Here is a 1,418-nt window from a genome sequence, read left to right on the forward strand (position 1 = left end):
GACGTCGCGCAGTACGCGGACCACCTGCTGACCACGTCCACCGCGCGCGAGAGCGAGCTGCGCCCCGCGGCCATGTCGAGCCGGACGAGCCAACTGCTCGTCGTGGACTGCCTGTTCATAGGCGTGGCCCAGCGGACGTACGACGCGGCGGCCCCAGCCCTGTCCGCCTCCTACGAGGCACTGGCCCACCACCGCCACGGCCCCAGACGCCCATGAGCCCAGCCCTTGACCCGGCAACCCCTACAGGAACCTGATCCGAGAGAGCGACGACGCCATGACCTCCACCGCCGACTACGCGCGACTGCGCGCCGAGCTGGACACGCTCACCACCGAGGCGTTCCGCAGCGAGCTGGCCGACATCGACCGGCTGCCGACCCTCGACATCGCGAAGACCATGAACGGCGAGGACTCCACTGTCCCGTCCGCGGTGGCCGCGAGCCTGCCCCGGATCGCCGCCGCGATCGACGCCACCACCGCCCGCATGGCCCGCGGCGGCAGGCTGATCTACGCGGGCGCGGGCACGGCCGGTCGGCTCGGCGTGCTCGACGCGAGCGAGTGCCCGCCGACCTTCAACACCGACCCGTCCGAGGTCGTCGGCCTCATCGCGGGCGGCCCGTCCGCGATGGTGACCTCGGTCGAGGGCGCGGAGGACAGCCGGGAGTTCGCGGTCGCCGACCTGGAGTCCCTGGGCCTCACGCCCGAGGACACGGTCGTCGGCATCTCCGCCTCGGGCCGCACCCCGTACGCGATCGGGGCGGTGGAGTACGCGCGCGGACGCGGGGCGCTGACCATCGGGCTGTCCTGCAACGCCGGTTCGGCGCTCGCGGCGGCGGCCGAGCACGGCATCGAAGTGGTCGTCGGACCCGAGCTGCTCACCGGCTCGACCCGCCTCAAGGCGGGCACGGCGCAGAAGCTCGTCCTCAACATGATCTCGACGATCACGATGATCCGCCTCGGCAAGACGTACGGGAACCTCATGGTCGACGTCCGCGCCTCGAACGAGAAGCTCCGCGCCCGCGCCCGCCGCATCGTCTCGCTGGCGACCGGGGCCGGCGACGCCGAGATCGAGGCGGCGCTGACGGCCAACGGCGGCGAGGTGAAGAACGCCATCCTCACCATCCTCACGGGCACCGACGCCGAAACAGCCGCCAAGCTCCTCACCACCTCCCAAGGCCACCTGCGAGCCGCTTTGCAGGCTGCCGCCCCAGACACCGACTGACCGGATTCCACATCGCGTTGACGGCCGGCCGGCCCGCCGGTTGCGGCCGGCCGTCCCCCGGTTGCGGGCAGCCGTCCGCCGGTTGTGGCCAGGCGTCCGCCGCCAGGCCGAGGGCCCCCGACGGAGTCCGGGGGAGGGAGGGCGCAACCAGCCACAACCGGCCCCCGGCCCGCAGACGCGCAACGACCCCGAACCACCC

1 protein-coding gene and 1 pseudogene are annotated in these 1,418 nt (G+C 73.1%); both read left to right on the top strand.

All coding sequences use genetic code 11. The annotated features are described in order from the left end of the window. Positions 1–216, top strand: a pseudogene (locus tag AOK16_RS20885) (RpiR family transcriptional regulator); the annotation flags it as partial. 58 nt (positions 217–274) lie between these two features. After that, complete coding sequence (gene murQ, locus AOK16_RS20890) at positions 275–1,219, top strand: N-acetylmuramic acid 6-phosphate etherase (protein WP_055473726.1); 945 nt, start codon at positions 275–277, stop codon at positions 1,217–1,219. The last annotated feature ends 199 nt before the right edge of the window (positions 1,220–1,418 follow it).

Source organism: Streptomyces pathocidini (genome assembly GCF_001418495.1).
GTDB lineage: Bacteria > Actinomycetota > Actinomycetes > Streptomycetales > Streptomycetaceae > Streptomyces > Streptomyces pathocidini.